The sequence below is a fragment of the Companilactobacillus kedongensis genome, from assembly GCF_003946625.1.
GTDB lineage: Bacteria > Bacillota > Bacilli > Lactobacillales > Lactobacillaceae > Companilactobacillus > Companilactobacillus kedongensis.
Genome location: NZ_RHOR01000009.1, coordinates 39,494 through 58,682 on the forward strand (window position 1 = coordinate 39,494; position 19,189 = coordinate 58,682).

Below are 19,189 nucleotides of genomic sequence, written 5' to 3' on the forward strand. Positions count from 1 at the left end.
ACAATGGATGAAAATGAAAAAAAACTGCAGGAAAAATTTATCCAGTTGAAGAAATATCTAGATAAGGGTGATAAAAAACGATTTCGAAAAACCTATTTGGATATGCATTTTTATGACCAGAGTACTTTCTACCTAACCTTAAATAAAGACGAAAGACTAAGTATTTATACGATTTTAGAGCCAGATGAAATGGGGGATATGTTCGATACCCTCGAAGATGATCTGCCTGAGATCCCTGAATATTTAAACGAAATGAATCTAACATATGCTTCACAGATGTTGAACGATATGTATGATGATAATGCCGCCGATATTTTAGAGCATTTGGATAAGGTAGAGATTGATCGATTCTTAGGACAAATGCCTCGAGCGGATGCTAATAATTTACGTGGATTATTACATTATGACACTGAAACCGCTGGTGGTATCATGACTACCGACTATGTAATATTTCATGAAGAAGAGACCGCAAAGGAAGCTATCAGCAATTTGAAAAGATTTGCGGAAACTGCCGAAACGATTTATTACCTATATGTTTTGGATAATCATGATGATTTAGTTGGTGTCATGTCATTACGTGATTTGATCGTACTAGATGATAACGCAATTTTAAAAGATAATATGAATTCAGATATTATTACAGTAAATGTTGATGCTGATCAAGCAGAGGTTGCCAAAGTTTTTAGAGATTATGAATTCTTGGCCGTTCCAGTTGTGGATCATTCTAACCAAATGGTCGGTATTGTCACAGTTGATGATGTTATTGAAGTTATTGATGACGAGTCCTTGCAAGACTATTCAGGACTTGCCGGTGTGAGCGTTGATGAGACAGTACAAGATAATCCTCTAAAGGCTGCCTCGAAACGTCTGCCATGGCTTATTACGTTGCTGCTGCTCAGTATGATCACTGCAACGTTAATTAACCACTATGAGAGTTTATTAGCGGAAGCAAGTATTTTAGCTGTCTTTATCTCAACTATTACTGGTACAGCCGGTAATGCGGGTACTCAAAGTTTGGCTGTCGCCGTCAGACGATTAGCAGTTGAAGAAATAGATCGTAGTGAATTCTTTAAACTGGTAGGTAAAGAGTTGCTGACTGGTTTTATTACTGGCGTTGTAACGGGTGCATCTGTACTGTTGTTAGTGGGATTCTGGAAACATAATTTTATTTTGGGAATGGTTATAGGATTGGCAATGTGTGCCGCTATAACGGTGGCTAACTTAGCAGGTAGCTTGATTCCAATGCTGATGTCCAGCTTTGGGTTTGATCCCGCCGTTGCCAGCGGACCATTCATTTCTACTTTAAGTGATTTGACCAGTGTTTTGATTTATTTCAGTATTGCTGGAATGTTCCTACAATCGTTTGTCGGAGCTTGAACCAAAAAAAGAGGTATCTGCATATTATGCAGATACCTCTTTTTTGGAACCCGATTATGCTAAATCAATCAAGCGTGTACCATGTAATTCTTTAACACCCAAAGTCTTGGCAATTTCATCACAATTTTCGTACGTAACGCCGCCACCAGGCAAAATTGTAATACGATCAGCAGCATAATTAATCAATTTTTTAAGATTATCTAAATTGTCAGTTATGGGAATTTCAAATGGTCCACCATGTGTCAGGATACGATCGACGTCATGATCAACTAACCAATCAATAGTTTCTTTCTGTTTATCATCTGATATATCATCAAAAGCCATATGGAAAACGATTTGCATACCAGCACTGGCAGCAATTAATTGTTCCATAGCATCTTCATCAAGTTCACCAGTAGGTGTTAAGGCACCAAAGGTGACAGCATCGACACCTAATTTTTGTGCTTCAAACAAATCGGCCTCCATCATTTTGATTTCTAAATCGTTATAGACGAAGTTTCCCCCACGAGGACGAATCATTTCAACTAGTGGGATGGATTTCTCTTGAAGGTATTTAGCACTTTCTTGAAGAACTCCCAAACTTGGTGTAGTTCCACCAGCGGATAGATTGTCATTTAACTCAATTCGATTAGCACCAGCTAAAACGGCTTGAGGAATATTGGTAAAGTTTTCAACAGCGATTTCTTTAAAGATAATAATCACTTCTTTCGTTAAATTTTGTCATAAAAAAAACGCCCACCGGCGTTCTAAATGTAAGCTTTCATGAGTCCAAAGTATAAGATAACAATAACAGCTAAGATGATTCTATACCAACCAAAGGCCTTGAAGTCATTACGTTTAATATAATTTAACAAGAACTTGATTGATCCATAAGCTACGATAAATGATACAAGAGTACCAATAAGTAAAATAACTGCTTGGCTTGATGTAAATGTGTGTCCATTCTTGAAATATTTGAGGATCTTCAAGAGACTAGCACCAAACATGGTTGGAATTGCCAAGAAGAATGAGAATTCAGTTGCTACAAATCTTGAAGTACCTATCGAGATACCACCAAGGATCGTAGCACCAGAACGTGATGTCCCGGGAACAAGTGATAACACTTGGAAAAGTCCAATCCCAAAGGCTGTCTTATATGAAAGATTATCAAGGTCAGTTACTCTAGGACGTTTATTTTTAAAGTAATTCTCAACAACGATGAATAAGATACCATAAATCAAAAGTGTGGCTGCAATTACTTGCCAGCTTGTTAGATTGGCATCCATCCAATCATTCAATGGAAATCCGATAACGACTGAAGGAATAATAGCAACAAGAACCTTGAACCAGATATTCCAAGTTAATTTCTTTTCGTGACTGGATTTCTTGGGTGAGAAAGGATTGAGCTTGTGAAAGTAAATCAAGATAACTGCCAAAATCGCACCGAACTGGATAACAACCATGAACATGTGGATAAAAGCAGAGGTCTCATTTAGTTTAACGAAATCATTGGCTAGGTAAAGATGTCCAGTTGAACTGATAGGTAGAAATTCAGTAAAACCTTCAATAATACCCAGAATAATAGTTTTTATTATTTCAATGAACATTATAAAATTTTCTCCTAAAATTAATTAAAACTAGATAAAGTGTACACATACACACTCAGGAATAGCAATATCATCTGCAATAATTGTTAAAATTCCTTTTTTGGAATTTCGCTTGTAAAGCGTCAAATTGTCACTGTCTTGATTAGCTGCAATGACAAAATTTTGTGAAGGATCGAGATCAAAATCTCTAGGTCCTTTGCCTTTAGTTTTGATCGTATCGATTTTCTTTAGGCGTGAACCGTCAGGATCGACTGTGAAGACAGTAATCACATTCGCTCCTCTAGTTGAAGTGTAGAGAAATTTACCATCATTACTGATCCTAATGGCAGCAGTTGTATTTTTTTGCTCATCTTTAGCTGCATCTACTTCATCAACTAAAGTTAATCGTGAATCTTCGGGACTATATTCTAAGACCAAAACTTTAGATGATAATTCGCAAGCTACATATAGGTAAGATTCAGTTGGGTGGAAGACAAGGTGTCTAGGTGCATAGCCACTAGGAACGATGTATTCATTTAACAATTGAGGATTTTTAGGATCATCCAAACTGTAAATGTATATACGGTCAGCTCCATAATCACAGATAATTAATTTACCATCAGGTGTTAAAGCGCTGAAATGTGGTTTTGATTGATCTTGTTCAGGTCTAGGACCAGAACCTTCAAATGTTAATGTTGAATAATGTTCGATCTCTCCATCAGTTGACAAGTGGTCAATCTTTACTTTGCTCAAATGAAAGTAAGAACTGAAGATCAAGTTGCGACTAGCATCAAATTTTACGTAAGATGGTGAAGCCTTTTCTGAAATGTCTTCGCCTAATAATTTAGGGTCGGAATTAATATCGTAGACTGCGATACCGCCCCGACCATCTTTTTTAACCATTGTGATCAATTTTAAATCGTTCGTAACATCGACATAAGTTGGGCCATCCAAGTTGATCAGTGGTGTTGGTTCTGAGAGAGTTTTGGAATCTGTGTCAAGCTCGGCTTGATAAATTCCCTTTCCTCGGTTGGTGTAGCCACTAAGTAGCACCTTTTCTAACATTTATAATTACCTCCAAACATTGTATAGTATACATTATAAATGGCGTAAACCAATTATTATAGAAAAGTACGCGGGTGAGTATATGAAAGAATCTCCGAAGAAAGAAAAAAGTTTATTTTATCGATGGTTTTTGAATAACCAATTAACGGTCGTCTTATTGAATGTCTTTTTGATCTTCTTGATAGTTTTCTTATTTTCAAAGATAAAATTTGTTTTCACACCGATCAATCAAATTTTAGGTATCACTATGCCGCCAGTTATTCTGGCTTTGATCTTATATTATTTGATTAATCCACTGATAAATGTTTTAGAGACGAGGTTCCATATTAAAAGGGTGATCTCAATCGCTTTTGTCTTTATTATCATAGCGGCGTTGTTAGTTTGGGGAGTTATGTCGTTGATTCCATTTGTCCAAAATCAAATTAATTCTTTGTTGAAGAACTGGCCACAGTATTGGGATTCTTTGAATAAATCATTGCAAGATCTTTTTAAAGATCCTAAGTTACATGTCTTCAAGAATCGACTGGCTGATGCTAATGCCAAGTTTAGTTCTAACTTTGAAAGGTCGATCGATCATATTTTGCCACAAACGTTCAATAATATTGGTTCAGCTTTGAGTGTTGTAACAAATGTAATTGTGATTTTACTTACGGCACCGTTTATCCTGTTCTTCATGTTGAAGGATGATAAAAAATTCAAAAGTTCAATTGTTAGATTTGTACCAACGAGATTGCGTCGTTCGGCTACTGATATGCTGACGGAAATGAGTCAGTCACTTAGTTCTTATATAACAGGTCAGCTGACAGTTGCCTTTTGGGTAGCGGTAATGTTCTTTGTCGGCTATTTAATTATTGGTCAACGTTATGCGTTGGTCTTGGGGATCGCTGCCGGTATTTTGAACCTGATCCCATATGTTGGTTCAACTTTGGCGTTGATACCTTCACTTGTTATCGCGGCTTTCGTTTCACCATCAATGGTAATTAAGGTGTTGATCGTCTTTATTGTTGAACAGACAATTGAGACACGTGTTATTTCGCCGATCATCGTGGGAAATAAGATGCAGATGCACCCGGTTACCACTATTCTAGTGTTATTGGTCGCTGCAGGGATGTTTGGACTGATCGGAATGATTGCTGGTATTCCAATCTTTGCCATCCTAAAAATTATCTGTACGAGAATCTTTAATTGGTTTAAACGTAATTCGACTTGGTATGATGAGCAGGATATAAAAGAGCTTGATGAACCGAAAAATGACAAAATTGTCAAAAAATAATCATTATTTATTCAAATTTATATTGTATAGTCCAAATTTATCGTCTATACTGTTTATAAACTTTGTGGTTATTTGTTTTTCTCAGAAGTCGTTTTGACAAAAGCAAGTAAATTTGACGGGTTTAACTAACGCATGTCCTTGCCGTGAGTGTCACCGAGGGTATGCGTTTTTTTAATTCAAAAGGAGCAAAAAATGACTAATCATATTGTATTGTATCAACCACTTATGCCAGCTAATACTGGAAACATTGCTAGAACTTGTGCCGGAACAAATACTAAATTGCATTTGATCCGTCCACTAGGTTTTAGTACTGATGACGCCCATATGAAGCGTGCTGGATTGGATTACTGGGACAAAGTCGATATTACTTACCATGATACTTTGGATGATTTTATCGAATCGATCCCTGATGACCAATATCTGTATTTGATCACCAAATTCTCTGATACGGTTTATTCAGATAAGGATTTCAGTGATACTTCAGTAGACCATTACTTCTTATTTGGTAAGGAAACAACAGGTTTACCTGAAGACTTTATGCGTAGAAATCCTGAGAAATGTTTAAGAATACCAATGAGCGATAACATTCGAGCATTGAATTTGTCTAATAGCTGTGCTTTAGTAATTTATGAGGCAGTACGCCAACAAAACTTTGCTGGTTTGGAATTATCTCATCATTACGAACACGATAAATTAGACTAAAGGGGTATTGAACATGAAAACATTAAAGGGTCCTGTAACAGTAAACGCATTCCATTATGACGTTGAGTCACCATCGGCTGACGCTAAGCAGGATTTACATATCTCAATTGAACATCCTGATTTAAAAGATGAGCAGGGGAAACCAATGGACGAAAGTAAGGGAAAAATTTTTCAAATTATCATTCCCTTTGAAGTTCATCCAGAGGGTGCACCTTTTAAAGTATCCGGTTTGATCGGACAAGTGGTTCAATTAACAGACTTCCATGATAATCCTGAAGATTTGAAACCAAAAGAAGTCGAACAAGTTTCACGTCCGGTCGTAGAGTACATTGAAACATTGACATATCAAGTTACAGCAGTAGCTTTGAATCAAGGTATTTCATTGAACTTTACAGCTAACTCGGGAGTAAAACCTGATAAAGAGACAGAAGAAAAATAAAATAAAGATAAACAGTGTTGCTTGAGTTTGGGATGAATAAACCCAAACTTATTTTTTTACACAAAAGAGATTTTTGTATTGGAAATAATGTATAATTTTTAGTGAGTAATCGAGAATTAGTGAGGTTTTTATGGCAAGAAGAAAGGCAAAAACAACGCCTAGAAAGACAACAACAAAAACAAAATCAACTAGAACTGCTAAGACCAAAAAAAACAATAATGGTCGTTTGGCAAAGTCGATCCTTAGTTTATTTTGGATCGTATTGTCATTCTTAGGACTATTTAAATTTGGGATGGTCGGTAAGTTTTTCGATAATGTTTATCGAATTTTTGTCGGTGACAGTTATCCAGCTCTATTGATCATCAGTATCTTTATTGCAGTATTCATTATTGCAACAGGCAGGATCCCAATGATGACACCCAAGAGAAATTTTGGCCTGTTTTTCACCTACTTAGGGGTACTGTTAATTTTGCATGCAATTCTGTTTTCGAAATTAGCTTTGTATCACAATTACAATATGATAACTTGGAATATTTTATCGGCTGATATGGCTAAATTTTCAGTTTCTGAATCAGTTGGTGGCGGTATGATCGGCTCGTATCTATTTAGTCTATGTATGCCGTTGTTCTCTACGTTGGGGACATATTTCATTATTTTCTTAATGATTTTTATTGGTATCCTAATGTTGTTCAATGTCACAATGAAGCAAGTCGGGATTGTTTTTACAAATATTCTGTTGCACTTTAAACATGGAATCGTCGGCGCTAAGGAAGCTCTGTCAGGTGGCTATGATAATTATGTTGATAAACGAAACAATAGACCTAAACCAGAGCCGAAAAAAGAGCGTCCGATAGAACGTGATGACGATAAGTTCCAAGATGTAAACAGCTTTGCCAAAGCTAAAAAGGCAGACCCAGAACCGGAATTTCATATTGATGTTCCAAGTCAAACTTCAACACAGGAGCCTGTACAGAAATCTTCAGTTGACCAGGAACAAGTAGTTACTACTCCTCATACAGTAGGAGATGAAAAGGATCTACCAACTCCAGTCAGTGCTAAGGCAGTTGAGAATGATGATTATAAATTACCAAGTTCTGATTTATTAAAGCAGATTCCGCAAGTTGATCAGAGTGGCGAAGTTCGCTTGATCGATGAGAATAAGGATAAATTGAAACAGACTTTCAAAAGTTTTGGTGTCAATGTTGAAGTAAAAAAAGCTAGTTTAGGTCCCACAATTACTAAGTATGAAGTTCAGCCAGCTGTCGGTGTTAAAGTAAGTAAAATCGTTAATTTATCTGATGATTTGGCTTTAGCTTTAGCAGCCAAGGATATCAGAATTGAAGCACCGATCCCTGGTAAGTCATTTGTTGGTATTGAAGTTCCTAACCAAGCTATTTCAACAGTTTCTTTTAGAGATATTACTGAGAATCAAAAAGATAAGACGCATCCTTTGATCGTGCCGCTTGGTAAAGATGTTTCAGGTAACATTATTGAAGCTAACATCACAAAAATGCCCCATTTATTGATAGCTGGTTCAACAGGTAGTGGTAAATCCGTTGCCATAAATACTATTATCACTGGTATTTTGATGAAGGCTAAACCCAATGAGGTCAAACTGATTTTGATTGATCCTAAGATGGTTGAATTGAATATCTATAACGGTATACCGCATCTATTGATACCCGTTGTAACTGATGCTAGAAGGGCAGCTGGGGCTTTACAGAAGGCTGTTAAAGAGATGGAACGTCGTTACAAATTATTTGCTGATACGAACCATCGTAATATTGGTGAATACAACGATGATGTCGACAAATTTAATAAAACCGCTGATAAAGATAAACAAATGGAACGACTTCCATTCATCGTTGTTATCGTTGATGAGTTATCAGATTTGATGATGGTAGCTGGACACGAGGTTGAAGCTGCGATTGTTCGTTTGGCTCAAATGGCTCGTGCTGCAGGATTGCACATCATTATTGCTACACAGCGTCCGTCTGTTGATGTTATTACCGGTTTGATTAAAGCAAATATTCCGTCTAGAATGGCATTTGCTGTTTCCAGTGGTGTTGATTCAAGAACTATCTTGGATTCCGTTGGGGCTGAAAAATTGCTGGGACGAGGAGATATGCTATTTCAACCAATCGGTAAGAGTAAGCCAGTTCGTATTCAAGGAGCATATATTTCGGAGTCAGAAGTTGAAAATGTTGTTAAGTTTGTTAGTGAACAACAATCAGCGGAATACGATGAAGATATGATCCCAACAGATATAGAAGAAAAGGGTGAAGACAGCGACACTCCAAATGATGAACATTGGGATGATGCGGTTGATTTGATCGTTAAACAACAATCGGCCAGTGTTTCAATGTTGCAACGAAGATTCCAAATAGGCTATAACCGTGCCGCACGTATGGTTGACCAAATGGAAGAAAAGGGTATTGTTGGACCATCAGAAGGTAGTAAGCCTAGAAAAGTTTTATTAACGCCAGAACAATTAGACGCAATTAAGAAGAATCAGGTGAAAAAGTGAAACAAGAAATTGCTAAAAATGTAGTTTTAAATATTGATCCTATAAAAAAATTCAGAACTATCAAAGTTCAAATCGATTTTTTACGTCCATTAGATAAAGAAGAGACGACAACTAGACGTTTGTTGGCAAATGTTTTGTCAAATTCGACTAAGCGTTATCCTAGCTTTAGAACGTTAAATGATCGTGAGATGGATCTATACGGTTCGGAGATAAATGTTTATACCAGAAGTTTGATGAATCTCAATGATTTGGCTTTTAGTATTGAATTTGCTGATCCTAAATTTCTATTGAATAGTGATGATCTATTAAAAGAGAATATTGATCTGTTAAGCAGAATCATCTTTGATCCAAATTTGAAGAATGATCACGAATTTTCTGATGATTCTTTTGAAACTGAAAAGCGTAACTTAATGTCGAATTTGGCATCGGTTGACGATAACCAAGATCTTGTCAGTATGCTGAAACTTTCAAGCTTGATCCATCACGATAATCCTGACAAGCAAGTTCCTATTTTTGGAGATATGGTTCATCTTAATAAGTTAACTAATCAAGATCTCTACGATCATTATCAAAAAGTTATCAAAGAAGATACTGTGATCATAAATGTTGTCGGTGATGTAGATGAGAATGAATTTGCCAAAGCCTTGGATAGTAGTGTTATGGCAGCATTCTTAAAGGAAGCACGTCATGATAGTAAGATTACTTTTGACAGTTTTGATAATTTAGTCGACCATCCGCTTAATGAAGAAGAACACAAGCACCTTAATCAAAGCCGTTTGGCTCTAGCCTATGTGACCGAGAAAACAGATCCAGATTCAAGTCATTTGGCACCGCAAGCCATGAATCTGATTTTAGGTGGGGATGATCAGTCACAATTGTTCTTGCAGGTGCGTGAGAAGAACAGTTTGGCCTATTCGGTTTCTAGTTCATATCATCCATTAAGTCATTTGCTGACGATTCAAGCTGGACTTGACGCTAAAACAGTTGATCAAGCTATGGAATTGATTGAAAAACAGATTGACTTTGTTCAAAAAGGGCAATTTAATGACTCACAGATCGAGCATGCTAAGAAGGTCCTTTCAACACGTCGTAAGATAAGTTCAGACTCAATTCAGTATTATATAATGCATAATATTTGGGAAAATATTTATCCTAAATCATTATTAAATGACGACCGTTATCAAGAAGAGTTGGATAAATTAAATAAGGATCATATTATTAAGGTTGCCCAGGGAATTCACGATATTGCTCAGTACAGATTGATTGGAGATTAGAATGGCAGAAAAATTACAAAAGTTTTCTAAAAAACTCAAAAATGGTTATCAAATCGAAGTAGTTAATCTACCTGGTTATAATCAGACTTACGGCGTGGCAATGGCTAACTTTGGATCAGTTGATATTTTATTGCCAGACCAAAAGAAGTTACCGGCTGGGATCGCACACTTTATTGAGCATAAATTGTTTGCCAAACCGGGTTATGATGTTTCTGAAAAATTTGCTGAATACGGTGCCAACTCTAATGCTTATACTAGTTACACCAAAACGGCTTATCTATTCCAAACACTGATCAATCCATATGATAATTTGAAGGTCTTGCTTGATTTGATTCAGCATCCCAACTTTACTGAAGAAAATGTTGCTTCTGAACGTGGCATCATAGATCAAGAGATTCAAATGTATCTTGATATGCCTGAGTGGGTCTTGGAGCAGAGAATATTGAATCAACTTTACCCTGGAGATCCGATTGCAGAAGATATTGCTGGTAGTAGCGAGTCGTTACAAAAAATAAATTATAAGAATCTTTTAGAAACTTATCAGAATAATTATCGACCAAGTAATATGGATTTAGTAATCGTTGGGGATGTTGATCCAGAGAAAATTGAATCAATTGTTTCTGAATCAAAATTTGAAACTTTTGACGGTGAACCTGCAACTGAGTCTAAGACTATGGCACCAATTGGCAAAGGTGGTTCTGAAAAGATGGAGATCAGCCAAGGCCGTTCTTCATTTGGAATCAGGATCGATACACCATTACGAAATGGTGACTTAGTCAAATTACAGTTTGAATTGAATATGATCATGGAAACTTTAGTTGGTGAATCTTCACTAAATTATCAAGAATTGACAAATCAAGAAATAATTGATGATAGTTTTTCTTATAATGTGGTTGCAGAAAATGACTATTGCTTTATCATAATTAGTGGGTCAACTAATTATCCCGAAAAATTTCAACAATATTTACAAAAACACCTTTCATATGAACAATTAGATAAAGTTCTTGATGACCAAAAGTTTGAACGTATTAAGCGTGATGCAATTGGAGCATATTTATTTGCTCAGAATTCACCTGATGCCATAGCTAACCAAATGGCCGAACTTCACTTCTATGATGTCAATTATTTGGAGTTGATCCATTTGATTGATTCTATTAAACGTGAAGATGTTCTAAAAGTTGCTGAAGATTCATTAAAGAAAGATAATTACACCTACTACAATCTGTTACCTGATAGGACATAATTATGCATGCATTGATTTTAGGAAGTTCTGGCGATATTGGAACAGGTATCGCCAAACAATTGGCAGAAAAAGGCTGGTCGCTTTATCTGCATTACAATAGTAATCAAGAACGGATCAGTAAGTTACTGGCAGAATTAAATGAAAAATATCCTAAGCAGGAATTCATTCCTGTTAAATTTGATATGATTCACGATCATGTGTCAGTCTTAACTAGACAGATCTTTACACTTGATGCGATAGTCTTTGCTCAAGGCAATACCTACTATAAATTACTTGTAGATATTGAAGAGGAAGAAATTGATAATTTGTGGAAGATACATATTAAATTACCAATTTTGCTCTTGAAAGAGCTTCAAGATAAATTGGCTGAATCAAAATCAGGACGAGTTGTCTTCATTGGTTCGATTTATGGAAAAGTTGGTTCTGCTATGGAAGTTGTTTATAGTACAGTTAAAGGCGCTATGTCATCATTCGCTGATGCATATGCAAAAGAAGTCGCATCATTAGGTATTTCGGTAAATGTTGTGGCTCCCGGTGCGGTAGACACGAAGATGAATCAAGAATTCTCTAGTGAAGACCTAGAAACTATTCGTGAAGAGATCCCGGCCAATAGATTGGCCAAGCCGGATGAAATTGCTGATCTTGTTAGTTATTTGATAAATATGAAATCAAATTATTTAACAGGACAGACAATTTATTTTGCGGGAGGCTGGCTGCTATAACGTTGCTAGTACCTCTCTAATAAGATATATTATAGATAATAAAATTAGTTAATCGGTGGTAAATAATGGACGAAATTGGCCAAAAATTAAGAAATGCAAGAATTAAAAAAGGATATACAATTGATGACTTACAACAAGTCACAAAAATCCAAAAAAGATATTTGATTGCAATTGAAGAAGGACAATTTGATCATTTGCCCGGTGATTTTTATGTACGAGCTTTTATTAAACAGTATTCAGACGCAGTAGATGTCTCAAGTGATGATTTGCTTGAAGAATACAAGTCAGAAATTCCTGATTCACAACCCAAAGAACCACTTCAAACTTCTGAAAAGAATAGTACTCGTGCAATTAAGGAAGACAAGGGTTCAATCTTCTCTAGATTAGGTAACTACATTCCACAAATCGTTGTAGGAATTGTTATCTTAGTTATCATTGGTGTAATTGCTTATGGAATGATCAGTAAGAGCCAAAATGAATCTAAGGTAAATATCCCACAAGACAATACTGAGCAAACTTCAAAGAAGTCTACGACTAAGAAATCTTCTAAAAAGAAATCCACTAAAAAGGAAACTTCTTCAAAGAAAGCAACTGCTAAAAAATCAACAGCACTTAGTGTTAAGGAATCAAGTACCGATGGTACTTACAATATTAAAAATGTACCTTCAGATGGTACTAATGTTGTCGTTTCTGGTAAGAGCGGTCAAGCTTGGATCGAGTTTAAAGAAGGTTCAACTACAACATGGCAACAAGCACTTAGCGCAAACGAAAAGAAATCAACTAAGATTTCAGCAGATACAGATTCATTTACCATTCAAACTGGTAATGTAAATCATACTAAGATCACAATTGACGGGAAGAACGTTAACTTGGGAACTGTTGGCAGTGATGAGTCGATCGTTAAGACTTTGACTTTCAATATTGAAAAGTAATAATTAGTTTCATCAAAAATCTCGTTGTTTATTTGTAAATGGCGAGATTTTTCTAGTGTTATATAGTAGTTAAATTTTTCACAGTATAATTTATGGAGGAATATCTTATGGTTTGGAATGTACCAAATAAACTTACAATGTTACGAATTATCTTGATACCAGTCTTTATTATCTTGTTGGCGTTTAATTTTGCTAATTGGGGAGACGTATTCATTTTTGGAACATTGATCCCAATGAATCATTTCATCGCTACTTTAGTATTTATTTTGGCATCGTTAACTGATTTAGCTGATGGCAAAATTGCTCGTAAGTATCACTTGGTCAGCAACTTCGGTAAATTTGCCGATACATTAGCGGATAAAATGTTAGTTATGACTGCATTTATTTTCTTAGTAGAAATGAAAATGGCTCCAGCTTGGGTAATTGCTATTATTGTTTGTCGTGAATTAGCTGTCACAGGTTTGAGAATGATCGTTCTCGAAGAAGGTGGCAAAGTTATGGCCGCTCAAATGCCTGGAAAGATCAAGACAACTACACAGATGATTGCTATCATTCTTTTGCTATTGCATAATGTATTCTTTGGAACATTTGGATTCCCTATGGGATTGATTTTCTTATATATTTGCTTATTCTTTACTGTTTACTCTGGTGCGGATTACTTTATTCAAAGTAGAGATGTCTTTAAAAAATAAAACGTAATTTAAAAGTGAGGACAATGGATAATACTGAAGAGTTATTAAAAGAAATTGATAAAGTAGAATTTAAAGATTATGTTCCAGAGGCATTGGATTACCTGCCTCATAACGTCGTTACGAAGCTGAAAGAAAAGCATTTATCCATCACGGCTGCGGAGAGTTTAACATCAGGAATGTTTCAGTCGACCTTGACACAAGTTCCTGGTGCTTCTCAAGTATTCAGTGGTGGATTCGTAACGTACTCCGATGACGTTAAGTCACAATTTCTAGGAATCGACCCTAAACTGATCGAGAAGTATACAGTCGTTAGTGGACCAGTTGCTGAAGCCATGGCACGATTCTCCGCCAAAGTGGTTAAGTCTGATATTGGTGTTGGCTTGACTGGTGTTGCTGGTCCGGATGCTTTGGAAGGAAATCCTGTTGGGACAGTCTTTATCGGAGCTTTTAATCAATCAAGTAATAAGTTGGAAGTTAAAGAGTTTCACTTCAGTGGTGATCGAAATTCGATTCGTTTGAAGTCAACACTTGCCGCTTTTGCCCTCGTCGAAGAAATTATTTAACTGAACAAACATTTGTTCGCTTTTTTCTTGCTTTTTATTTAAATTACTAATAATATATCTAGTGATGAATGCATTAGGAGGAAGACAATTTGGCTAATGATGAAAGAGAAAAGGCGCTTGATAAAGCCCTAAAGAAGATCGAAAAGGATTTTGGTAAGGGTGCAATCATGCGTATGGGTGATGATTTGGATATGCAGATCCAAACCGTTTCCTCAGGTTCTCTAGCCCTAGATAATGCTCTAGGTGTTGGTGGATTTCCGCGTGGTAGAATCGTAGAAATATATGGACCTGAAAGTTCTGGTAAGACAACTGTAGCGTTACACGCCGTTGCTGAAGTACAAAAACAAGGTGGAACCGCTGCTTATATTGATGCCGAAAATGCGATGGATCCAGCATACGCTACCGCTTTGGGTGTTAATATTGATGATTTACTATTGTCACAACCAGATACTGGTGAACAAGGTTTGGAAATTGCCGATGCCTTGGTATCCAGTGGTGCCGTTGATATCGTTGTAGTCGACTCCGTTGCTGCTTTGGTACCACGTGCCGAAATTGATGGTGATATGGGTGATGCTCACGTTGGTTTGCAAGCTCGTTTGATGTCACAGGCTTTACGTAAGTTATCAGGAACAATTAATAAAACTAAAACTATTGCTTTATTTATCAATCAAATCCGTGAAAAAGTCGGAGTTATGTTTGGTAATCCTGAAACAACTCCTGGTGGTCGTGCATTGAAGTTCTATTCGACTGTCAGACTTGAAGTAAGACGTTCTGAGCAAATTAAAGACGGTTCTGATGTAATTGGTAACCGTACCAAAATTAAGGTTGTAAAGAACAAGGTTGCGCCTCCATTTAAGGTCGCTCTTGTTGATATTATGTACGGACATGGTATTTCACAGACAGGTGAATTAGTTGATATGGCTGTTGAGAAAGATATCGTTAATAAGAGTGGTTCTTGGTACTCATATAAAGACGAGCGAATTGGTCAGGGACGTGAAAATGCTAAGAAGTTTCTTGCTGATAATCCTGAGAAGATGGAAGAGATCCGTCAAAGAGTTCGTGATGCCTACAATATGGACGGAAAATCTGATGAAGATAAAAAGTCTGATAAAAAAGACGAAAAATCTGACGATAAGTCGACCGCTAAAGCAACCGGTAAGAAAGCCGATGCAACAGATTTAAAATTGGATGTTGATGGCTCTAAATCAACAAAACCAGAGGAAAAAGAGACCAAATAGGTCTCTTTTTTCATTTTATTTGATTGACAGGAATTATTTATTCTATAATATGGTGTTGTATGTAAAAATAATGTAACAGTTCTTTATTTACAAACAATTATGTACTATTAAAATTGGAGGTGATGGCATGCATGGTGCTATCATAACCTTCTCTTTCGCATTGATAACATTAATTGTAGGGGTATTCTTTGGATATGCTTTTTGCAAGGACTCCTATGAAAAAAAACTTTCACAAGCTAGAAAAACTGCTGAAGATATTGTTTCCGATGCTCATAAAGCCGCTAAATCTTTGAAAAAAGAGACTTTACTTGAAGCTAAGGACGATATTCATAAGTATCGTGAACAACAAGAAGACGAGTTGAAAGAACGTCGCCAAGACATTCAGAAACAAGAAAATCGTGCTCTTGAAAGACAGGATATTTTAGATCGTAAAGATCAATCTCTTGAAAAAAGAGAAGAGAATATTGAAAAGAACGAAAACAATATTACGGCTCGACTACACAAACTTGATGAAAAGAATAAACAATTGACTGATACTCTTGATGAACAAAAGGCGGAATTAACAAGAGTAAGTAATTTAACTCGTGAACAAGCTCGAAAGATTATCTTAGATAATTTGAATCAAGAATTGGCACATGAACGTGCTGAAAAGATTAAGGAAAGTGATGAGCAAGCACGACAATATGCTGACAAAGATGCCAAAGCATTGATCGTTGCTGCTATTCAAAGAAGTGCTGCAGACACAGTTTCAGAGTCTACCGTTACGACTGTAACCTTGCCTAATGAGGACATGAAGGGAAGAATTATTGGTCGTGAAGGTAGAAATATCAGAACGATTGAGGCTCTTACCGGAGTTGATTTGATCATTGATGATACACCTGAGGCTGTAGCTTTGAGTGGATTTGATCCAATCAGACGTGAAATTGCACGTATGGCACTTGAAAAATTAATCGAAGATGGTCGTATCCATCCAGCTAGAATTGAAGAAATGGTTGATAAATCTCGTCGCGAGATGGACGATCACATTCGTGAAGTTGGGGAACAAACTATTTACAGTTTGGGTATCAATTCGATCAATCCTGATTTAATCAAGATAATCGGACGTATGAAATACAGAACGAGTTATGGTCAAAATGTTTTGAGTCATTCAATTGAGGTAGCAAAATTATCCGCCGTAATGGCTGCCGAATTGGGTGAAGATGTTATGTTAGCAAAACGAGCAGGTTTATTACACGATATAGGTAAAGCTATTGATCGTGAAGTTGATGGATCACACGTAGAAATAGGTGTTGATATCGCAACTAAGTATAAAGAACCAGAAGTGGTCATTAATACGATTGCTTCTCATCACGGGGATGTAGAACCAACTTCTCTGATTGCAACTATTGTAGCTGCAGCTGATGCTATTTCGGCTGCACGTCCAGGGGCAAGATCAGAATCTATGGAAAACTATATTCATCGTCTTGAAAAACTTGAGGATATTGCTGATAAGCATGATGGTGTTGATCACAGTTATGCTATCCAAGCTGGTCATGAAATTAGAATCATGGTTAAACCTGAGGAAATTTCAGATGATCAAGCTGCAATTTTATCTCGAGATATCAAAAATGAAATTGAAGATAACCTTGAATATCCTGGCCACATTAAGGTCACAGTTGTTCGAGAAGTTAGAAAAGTTGAGTTAGCGAAATAATTAGGGGGTCTGTAACGTTTGTTACAGTCCTTTTTTTGTTACAATGGCAGTTGGGTATTTAAATACCGTAAATGAGTATTGTATAATTGAAATATTAATTAGAAAGTGAGTTTCAGGGTATACCAAGTATGTTTAGTGTAATAGTAAAATTATTTTTGACGATGATATTGTCTGCTGCAATAACACCCTTTGTTGTTAAACTTGCTTATATTTTAGGGGCTGTTGATAACCCTAATGCACGTCGAGTAAACAAAAAGCCAATGCCAACAATGGGCGGGTTGGCTATTTTTATAGCCTTTACATTTTCCACGTTTGTCTTATTACGAAATCAGTTTCCTAGTCATGAGTTGTTCAGTGTATTTTTGGCTGAATGTATTATTATTTTGACGGGGATCATCGATGATATTAGAGAACTCTCTCCCAAGGCTAAAATGGGTGGGATCTTCGTGGCCTCATTGGTTATCTATTTCTTAGCAGGAATTAAGATGAATGAGGTTGTTCTACCGATTTTTGGGGCCTTTAAACTAGGCTGGTGGAGTTTCCCAATTACCATTATTTGGATTTTAGCCATTACTAATGCAGTTAATTTGATTGATGGACTTGACGGTTTGGCAACCGGAGTTTCAATAATTGCCCTGTTTACGATGGGAATTGTTGGATATTTCTTCTTAAACATGACTAATGTCTACGTTTCAATTTGGGTATTTGCCATGGTAGCTTCTCTACTAGGATTTTTACCGCACAATTTTCATCCGGCAAGTATCTTTTTGGGAGACACTGGGGCACTGTTTATTGGTTTTATGATTGCTGTCTTCTCACTTAAGGGTTTGAAGAATGTAACTTTTATTACAATGCTTATTCCAGTTGTCATCTTAGGAGTACCAATTACTGATACGGTTTATGCAATGTTGAGAAGATTCTTGAATAAAAAGCCGATAACACAAGCTGATAAACATCATTTGCATCATAGATTAATGCAATTAGGTTTATCGCATCGTCAGACAGTATTAGTTATTTATGGTTTGGCGTTGGTGTTTGCCTTTATTTCACTGTTATATCCATTATCAACTTTGTGGGGCAGTGTTCTGCTAACAATAGGTGTTCTGATCGGATTGGAACTATTTGTCGAGTCGATCGGACTTATTGGAGATAATCGACAGCCATTGTTGCATGCAATTCAAAAATTTGTTAAACGACTAGAAAAAAAGGACTAAGCCTAAGGCTTAGTCCTTTATTGGTACCTGTTTGAATTCGGTATCTGTTTTTTCAAATGTGATCTGATTTTGAAATTGATCTTTTATATCTTGAATCAAATTATCTTGTTCAGTTAAATCTAAAAAAACATTACACTTCACGTCGGTAGAGAAATTCTTATCTTCCAACGTGATTTTTTCATTTTTGGCGTAATTTTCAAATTTGTCGTATAGATTATAGGGAATAGAAAGTAAATAACCTTGTTGAATCCTGTTTTCTACCAATCCGATTTCTTTGATGGCATCAGCGGTCGTTGATGAGTAAGCTCTGATCAAACCACCAGCACCTAGTTTAATCCCACCGAAGTATCTTGTTACGACGGCAGTGACGTTTTGAAGATCATTTTGTTGAAGCACATTTAAAATTGGTGATCCAGCAGTTCCACTTGGTTCGCCATCATCTGACATACGTTCGATTTGAACATTTTCTAATACGACAAAAGCTGTACAGTTATGAGTTGCGCTACTTTCTTGATCACGTATTTTTTGAATAAATGTTTTTGCTTCATCTTCAGAATTTGTTTGTGCTAGATGTGCTATGAAACGGGATTTCTTAATATCTTTTTCAAAACTGCCACTTGTGGCGATCGTACGATAATTTTGCAAAACTATCATTTCCTTTACGTAATTT

The 19,189-nt window shown here is 36.4% G+C and carries 18 protein-coding genes; 14 read left to right on the top strand and 4 right to left on the bottom strand.

All coding sequences use genetic code 11. The features are described from left to right. Window positions 1–3 precede the first annotated feature (3 nt). Window positions 4–1,377 (top strand): magnesium transporter, encoded by a 1,374-nt coding sequence (gene mgtE, locus EKM60_RS06660; RefSeq protein WP_125713729.1) that lies wholly within the window; start codon window positions 4–6, stop codon window positions 1,375–1,377. Between the two features lie 54 nt (window positions 1,378–1,431). Here mgtE and EKM60_RS06665 read toward each other — a convergent pair whose 3' ends face one another. From EKM60_RS06665 to EKM60_RS06675, 3 genes are read right to left on the bottom strand one after another with little or no spacing between them, the layout of a single operon-like run. Then, window positions 1,432–2,070 carry a copper homeostasis protein CutC gene (locus EKM60_RS06665; RefSeq protein WP_125713823.1) on the bottom strand — a complete coding sequence of 213 codons (639 nt, stop codon included), beginning with the start codon at window positions 2,068–2,070 and terminating at the stop codon, window positions 1,432–1,434. Between the two features lie 53 nt (window positions 2,071–2,123). Next, window positions 2,124–2,963: an undecaprenyl-diphosphate phosphatase gene (locus tag EKM60_RS06670; RefSeq protein WP_125713731.1), complete on the bottom strand. Its 840-nt coding sequence runs from the start codon at window positions 2,961–2,963 to the stop codon at window positions 2,124–2,126. Window positions 2,964–2,993: 30 nt separating this feature from the next. Beyond that, the gene (locus EKM60_RS06675; RefSeq protein WP_125713733.1) at window positions 2,994–4,007 is read right to left on the bottom strand and encodes a lactonase family protein; all 1,014 of its coding nucleotides are present in this window, start codon (window positions 4,005–4,007) and stop codon (window positions 2,994–2,996) included. A gap of 130 nt (window positions 4,008–4,137) precedes the next feature. Here EKM60_RS06675 and EKM60_RS06680 point away from each other — a divergent pair, with 130 nt between their 5' ends. From EKM60_RS06680 to EKM60_RS06740, 13 genes are all read left to right on the top strand, one after another. Then, complete coding sequence (locus EKM60_RS06680) at window positions 4,138–5,280, top strand: AI-2E family transporter (RefSeq protein WP_225427017.1); 1,143 nt, start codon at window positions 4,138–4,140, stop codon at window positions 5,278–5,280. A 192-nt stretch (window positions 5,281–5,472) separates the two neighbouring features. Then, a complete protein-coding gene (gene trmL / locus EKM60_RS06685) occupies window positions 5,473–5,982 on the top strand; it encodes a tRNA (uridine(34)/cytosine(34)/5-carboxymethylaminomethyluridine(34)-2'-O)-methyltransferase TrmL (protein WP_125713737.1) in 510 nt (169 codons plus the stop codon). Window positions 5,983–5,995: 13 nt separating this feature from the next. Next, a complete protein-coding gene (locus EKM60_RS06690) occupies window positions 5,996–6,421 on the top strand; it encodes a DUF1149 family protein (RefSeq protein ID WP_125713738.1) in 426 nt (141 codons plus the stop codon). A 130-nt stretch (window positions 6,422–6,551) separates the two neighbouring features. Further along, window positions 6,552–8,948 (top strand): DNA translocase FtsK, encoded by a 2,397-nt coding sequence (locus EKM60_RS06695; protein WP_125713740.1) that lies wholly within the window; start codon window positions 6,552–6,554, stop codon window positions 8,946–8,948. Beyond that, complete coding sequence (gene yfmF / locus EKM60_RS06700) at window positions 8,945–10,222, top strand: EF-P 5-aminopentanol modification-associated protein YfmF (protein WP_125713742.1); 1,278 nt, start codon at window positions 8,945–8,947, stop codon at window positions 10,220–10,222. Before EKM60_RS06695 ends, yfmF begins: the two co-directional genes overlap by 4 nt. Window position 10,223: 1 nt before the next feature. Continuing rightward, window positions 10,224–11,465: an EF-P 5-aminopentanol modification-associated protein YfmH gene (gene yfmH / locus EKM60_RS06705; protein ID WP_125713744.1), complete on the top strand. Its 1,242-nt coding sequence runs from the start codon at window positions 10,224–10,226 to the stop codon at window positions 11,463–11,465. A 2-nt stretch (window positions 11,466–11,467) separates the two neighbouring features. Then, complete coding sequence (gene ymfI, locus EKM60_RS06710; protein ID WP_125713746.1) at window positions 11,468–12,187, top strand: elongation factor P 5-aminopentanone reductase; 720 nt, start codon at window positions 11,468–11,470, stop codon at window positions 12,185–12,187. Window positions 12,188–12,252: 65 nt separating this feature from the next. Beyond that, entirely contained in the window at window positions 12,253–13,119 is an 867-nt protein-coding gene (locus tag EKM60_RS06715; RefSeq protein ID WP_125713747.1) for a helix-turn-helix domain-containing protein, read from the top strand. A gap of 107 nt (window positions 13,120–13,226) precedes the next feature. Beyond that, a complete protein-coding gene (gene pgsA, locus EKM60_RS06720; protein ID WP_125677516.1) occupies window positions 13,227–13,811 on the top strand; it encodes a CDP-diacylglycerol--glycerol-3-phosphate 3-phosphatidyltransferase in 585 nt (194 codons plus the stop codon). Between the two features lie 23 nt (window positions 13,812–13,834). Further along, window positions 13,835–14,374, top strand: coding sequence for a nicotinamide-nucleotide amidohydrolase family protein (locus EKM60_RS06725; protein ID WP_125713749.1), 540 nt, complete (start codon window positions 13,835–13,837; stop codon window positions 14,372–14,374). A gap of 89 nt (window positions 14,375–14,463) precedes the next feature. Further along, window positions 14,464–15,612, top strand: coding sequence for a recombinase RecA (gene recA, locus EKM60_RS06730; protein WP_125713751.1), 1,149 nt, complete (start codon window positions 14,464–14,466; stop codon window positions 15,610–15,612). 127 nt (window positions 15,613–15,739) lie between these two features. Continuing rightward, window positions 15,740–17,305, top strand: a complete 1,566-nt coding sequence (gene rny, locus EKM60_RS06735) for a ribonuclease Y (protein ID WP_125713753.1) — start codon at window positions 15,740–15,742, stop codon at window positions 17,303–17,305. 128 nt (window positions 17,306–17,433) lie between these two features. Continuing rightward, window positions 17,434–18,519, top strand: coding sequence for a glycosyltransferase family 4 protein (locus EKM60_RS06740; RefSeq protein WP_125677508.1), 1,086 nt, complete (start codon window positions 17,434–17,436; stop codon window positions 18,517–18,519). A 9-nt stretch (window positions 18,520–18,528) separates the two neighbouring features. On the opposite strand, the gene EKM60_RS06745 is transcribed toward EKM60_RS06740, so the two are convergent. After that, on the bottom strand, window positions 18,529–19,164 hold the full coding sequence (locus tag EKM60_RS06745; protein WP_125713755.1) for a YigZ family protein: 636 nt from the start codon (window positions 19,162–19,164) through the stop codon (window positions 18,529–18,531). Between the last annotated feature and the right edge of the window lie 25 nt (window positions 19,165–19,189).